This window comes from Agromyces sp. NPDC056965 (assembly GCF_042673425.1).
Classification (GTDB): domain Bacteria; phylum Actinomycetota; class Actinomycetes; order Actinomycetales; family Microbacteriaceae; genus Agromyces.
This window is the reverse complement of record NZ_JBHURI010000140.1, coordinates 1-5473: the sequence shown is the minus strand read 5'-3', so window position 1 is coordinate 5473 and position 5473 is coordinate 1. Positions and strand designations below refer to the sequence as shown.

The 5473-nt window shown below is 56.1% G+C and carries 3 rRNA genes; all 3 read right to left on the bottom strand.

From position 1 onward, the window contains the following. Position 1: 1 nt before the first annotated feature. Positions 2-118, bottom strand: a 5S ribosomal RNA gene (gene rrf / locus ACFTQE_RS19805). Positions 119-334: 216 nt separating this feature from the next. After that, positions 335-3441 (bottom strand): 23S ribosomal RNA (locus ACFTQE_RS19800). 469 nt (positions 3442-3910) lie between these two features. Continuing rightward, positions 3911-5438: ribosomal RNA gene (locus ACFTQE_RS19795) — 16S ribosomal RNA — on the bottom strand. The 16S, 23S and 5S rRNA genes sit together here, the layout of an rRNA operon. Positions 5439-5473: the final 35 nt, after the last annotated feature.

The following is a 5473-nucleotide window of genomic DNA, read 5'->3' as shown; positions in this document are numbered from 1 at the left end:
TGTCCGGCGGTGTCCTACTCTCCCACAGGGTCCCCCCTGCAGTACCATCGGCGCTGCGAGTCTTAGCTTCCGGGTTCGGAATGTGTCCGGGCGTTTCCCTCGCGCTATGGCCGCCGAAACTCTTGCCACACCTCGCCCGCCACGATTCGTGGGGTGGGTGTGTGGTCTCGGTGACCGCACCAACCAGACCCCAGGGGGTGTGGTGGTGCGGGTGTTGTCTCAGTGTTGAGTTTTGGGTTTCCGTCTGAAGGGAACCACAGAGTGGACGCGAGCGTATCTTTGGCCACTCACACGGCCTTTTCATGAACATGTTCAAACGTGTGTGAGTGTAGTGATTATCAAGTTATCGGCTTATTAGTACCGGTCAGCTCCGACAGTCGTTAGTCCTGTCTTCCACATCCGGCCTATCAACCCAGTCGTCTGGCTGGGAGCCTCTCACCCCGAAGGGTATGGAAATCTCATCTCGAGGCCGGCTTCCCGCTTAGATGCTTTCAGCGGTTATCCATCCCGAACGTAGCTAACCAGCGGTGCTCCTGGCGGAACAACTGGCACACCAGAGGTTCGTCCAACCCGGTCCTCTCGTACTAGGGTCAGATCCTCTCAAATTTCCTACGCGCGCAGCGGATAGGGACCGAACTGTCTCACGACGTTCTAAACCCAGCTCGCGTACCGCTTTAATGGGCGAACAGCCCAACCCTTGGGACCTACTCCAGCCCCAGGATGCGACGAGCCGACATCGAGGTGCCAAACCATGCCGTCGATATGGACTCTTGGGCAAGATCAGCCTGTTATCCCCGAGGTACCTTTTATCCGTTGAGCGACAGCGCTTCCACAAGCCACTGCCGGATCACTAGTCCCGACTTTCGTCCCTGCTCGACCTGTCAGTCTCACAGTCAAGCTCCCTTGTGCACTTACACTCGCCACCTGATTGCCAACCAGGTTGAGGGAACCTTTGGGCGCCTCCGTTACTTTTTGGGAGGCAACCGCCCCAGTTAAACTACCCACCAGGCACTGTCCCTGAACCGGATCACGGTTCGAAGTTAGATATCCAGAGTGACCAGAGTGGTATTTCAACAATGACTCCACCGACACTAGCGTGCCAGCTTCAAAGTCTCCCACCTATCCTACACAAGCCACACCGAACACCAATACCAAGCTGTAGTAAAGGTCACGGGGTCTTTCCGTCCTGCTGCGCGTAACGAGCATCTTTACTCGTAATGCAATTTCGCCGAGTTCGCGGTTGAGACAGCTGGGAAGTCGTTACGCCATTCGTGCAGGTCGGAACTTACCCGACAAGGAATTTCGCTACCTTAGGATGGTTATAGTTACCACCGCCGTTTACTGGGGCTTAAATTCTCAGCTTCGCCTTGCGGCTAACCGGTCCTCTTAACCTTCCAGCACCGGGCAGGCGTCAGTCCGTATACATCGTCTTGCGACTTAGCACGGACCTGTGTTTTTAGTAAACAGTCGCTTCCCACTGGTCTCTGCGGCCCTGCAGCGCTTCCCCAAGCAAGTTGGTTCACGCCTTAGGCCCCCCTTCTCCCGAAGTTACGGGGGCATTTTGCCGAGTTCCTTAACCACGATTCTCTCGATCTCCTTAGTATTCTCTACCTGACCACCTGAGTCGGTTTGGGGTACGGGCGGCTGGAACCTCGCGTCGATGCTTTTCTTGGCAGCATAGGATCACCCACTTTTTATCCGCATCGCGTCTCAGCCATCATGAGCGACGGATTTGCCTATCGCTCGGCCTACACGCTTGCCCCGGGTCAACCATCGCCCGGGTTGGGCTACCTTCCTGCGTCACACCTGTTAATACGCTCACTCCACCAGATGGGGTCGCATGCCGCCTCACGATCGTCCCCGAAGGGATCCACGCGTCTTGGGATGCTTAGCACTCCTGATTTCATGTGGGCGGTTCTTCGCCGGTACGGGAATATCAACCCGTTGTCCATCGACTACGCCTGTCGGCCTCGCCTTAGGTCCCGACTTACCCAGGGCAGATTAGCTTGACCCTGGAACCCTTGGTCTTCCGGAGGACGGGTTTCTCACCCGTCTTTCGCTACTCATGCCTGCATTCTCACTCGTGTGGCCTCCACGGCTGGTTCACACCGCCGCTTCACTGCCCACACGACGCTCTCCTACCCATCAACACGGCTGGACCACGAAGGCCTACCTGTAATGTCAATGCCACAACTTCGGTGGCGTGCTTGAGCCCCGTTACATTGTCGGCGCGGAATCACTTGACCAGTGAGCTATTACGCACTCTTTCAAGGGTGGCTGCTTCTAAGCCAACCTCCTGGTTGTCTGTGCAACTCCACATCCTTTCCCACTTAGCACGCGCTTAGGGACCTTAGTTGGTGGTCTGGGTTGTTTCCCTCTCGACGATGAAGCTTATCCCCCACCGTCTCACTGCTGCGCTCTCACTTACCGGCATTCGGAGTTTGGCTGACGTCAGTAACCTTTTGGGGCCCATCGGCCATCCAGTAGCTCTACCTCCGGCAAGAAACACGCAACGCTGCACCTAAATGCATTTCGGAGAGAACCAGCTATCACGAAGTTTGATTGGCCTTTCACCCCTATCCACAGCTCATCCCCTCCATTTTCAACTGAAGTGGGTTCGGTCCTCCACGACGTCTTACCGTCGCTTCAACCTGGCCATGGATAGATCACTTCGCTTCGGGTCTAGGACATGCGACTGAATCGCCCTATTCAGACTCGCTTTCGCTACGGCTGCCCCTCACGGGTTAACCTCGCCACATATCACTAACTCGCAGGCTCATTCTTCAAAAGGCACGCTGTCACCCCTACAAGGAGGCTCCAACGGTTTGTAAGCAAACGGTTTCAGGTACTATTTCACTCCCCTCCCGGGGTACTTTTCACCTTTCCCTCACGGTACTTGTCCGCTATCGGTCATCTGGGAGTATTTAGGCTTATCAGGTGGTCCTGACAGATTCACGCGGGATTTCTCGGGCCCCGCGCTACTTGGGATACCTCTCCGGGCCGCCAGGCATTTCGACTACGGGACTCACACCCACTCCGGTCCGGCTTTCAATCCGGTTCGTCTATACCTGACGCGTCACCGTGACTGCACGGCAGTACAGTCCGAAAGGTCCCACAACCCCGACCATGCAACCCCTGCCGGGTATCACACATGGCTCGGTTTAGCCTCTTCCGCGTTCGCTCGCCACTACTAACGGAATCACGGTTGTTTTCTCTTCCTGTGGGTACTGAGATGTTTCACTTCCCCACGTTCCCTCTACCCGCCCTATATATTCAGGCGGGAGTCACCAGGTCACCCAAAGGGCCTGGCGGGGTTTCCCCATTCGGAAATCCTCGGATCACAGCTCGTTTATCAGCTCCCCGAGGCTTATCGCAGATTACGACGTCCTTCTTCGGCTCCAGATGCCAAGGCATCCACCGTTTGCTCTTAAAAACTTGAAAATCACATGAGATCGAATCGTGCAGCACCACCCGAAGGCGATGCTGCGAAATTGACCAGTGAATACGCCAACAAGGCCACCCGAAGGCAACCCCTTGGCGACTCACCTATTGTGAAACAAGACCGAAGTCTCGTTTCTAAGATGCTCGCGTCCACTATGTAGTTCTCAACAGACGGCCAGAACCCCCACACCCACCGAATCAAAACCATCGGCAATGTGAAGGCCTGTAAGAAACCATCACCCCCACGCCAAAAGCGCGGGAAGTTGTCCGGTCCCTCAGGACCCAACAGCGTGCATGCACCCGACCGGCCGGCCCCCACCGTTCCAACCACCCCCCGAAGGAGAAGGCGTACTAGGTCTGAACCATTCAGACGAGCACCTATGTCAATGTTCCACCCATGAGCTGCCAGCAGACACGTTCGGTCTGATCTGGCATGCCTGGACCACCAAAGGTGGCCAGTGCTCCTTAGAAAGGAGGTGATCCAGCCGCACCTTCCGGTACGGCTACCTTGTTACGACTTAGTCCTAATCACCGATCCCACCTTCGACGGCTCCCTCCACAAGGGTTAGGCCACCGGCTTCGGGTGTTACCGACTTTCATGACTTGACGGGCGGTGTGTACAAGGCCCGGGAACGTATTCACCGCAGCGTTGCTGATCTGCGATTACTAGCGACTCCGACTTCATGAGGTCGAGTTGCAGACCTCAATCCGAACTGAGACCGGCTTTTTGGGATTCGCTCCGCCTTACGACATCGCAGCCCTTTGTACCGGCCATTGTAGCATGCGTGAAGCCCAAGACATAAGGGGCATGATGATTTGACGTCATCCCCACCTTCCTCCGAGTTGACCCCGGCAGTCTCATATGAGTTCCCACCATTACGTGCTGGCAACATACGACGAGGGTTGCGCTCGTTGCGGGACTTAACCCAACATCTCACGACACGAGCTGACGACAACCATGCACCACCTGTATACGAGTGTCCAAAGAGTTCCACATTTCTGCGGCGTTCTCGTATATGTCAAGCCTTGGTAAGGTTCTTCGCGTTGCATCGAATTAATCCGCATGCTCCGCCGCTTGTGCGGGCCCCCGTCAATTCCTTTGAGTTTTAGCCTTGCGGCCGTACTCCCCAGGCGGGGCGCTTAATGCGTTAGCTACGACACGGAAACCGTGGAATGGTCCCCACATCTAGCGCCCAACGTTTACGGCGTGGACTACCAGGGTATCTAATCCTGTTCGCTCCCCACGCTTTCGCTCCTCAGCGTCAGTTACGGCCCAGAGATCTGCCTTCGCCATCGGTGTTCCTCCTGATATCTGCGCATTCCACCGCTACACCAGGAATTCCAATCTCCCCTACCGCACTCCAGTCTGCCCGTACCCACTGCAGGCCCGAGGTTGAGCCTCGGGATTTCACAGCAGACGTGACAAACCGCCTACGAGCTCTTTACGCCCAATAATTCCGGACAACGCTCGCACCCTACGTATTACCGCGGCTGCTGGCACGTAGTTAGCCGGTGCTTTTTCTGCAGGTACCGTCAAGCCGAAGCCCTTCTTCCCTACTAAAAGAGGTTTACAACCCGAAGGCCGTCATCCCTCACGCGGCGTTGCTGCATCAGGCTTTCGCCCATTGTGCAATATTCCCCACTGCTGCCTCCCGTAGGAGTCTGGGCCGTGTCTCAGTCCCAGTGTGGCCGGTCACCCTCTCAGGCCGGCTACCCGTCGACGCCTTGGTGAGCCATTACCTCACCAACAAGCTGATAGGCCGCGAGTCCATCCCAGACCGAAAAAACTTTCCACCCAAAACCATGCGGTTCCAGGTCCTATCCGGTATTAGCTCCGATTTCTCGGGGTTATCCCAGAGTCCAGGGCAGGTTACTCACGTGTTACTCACCCGTTCGCCACTAATCCCCCAGAGCAAGCTCCAGGTTCATCGTTCGACTTGCATGTGTTAAGCACGCCGCCAGCGTTCGTCCTGAGCCAGGATCAAACTCTCCAAAAAAAATGGTTCCAACACCATCCGAAGACGGCATCGAG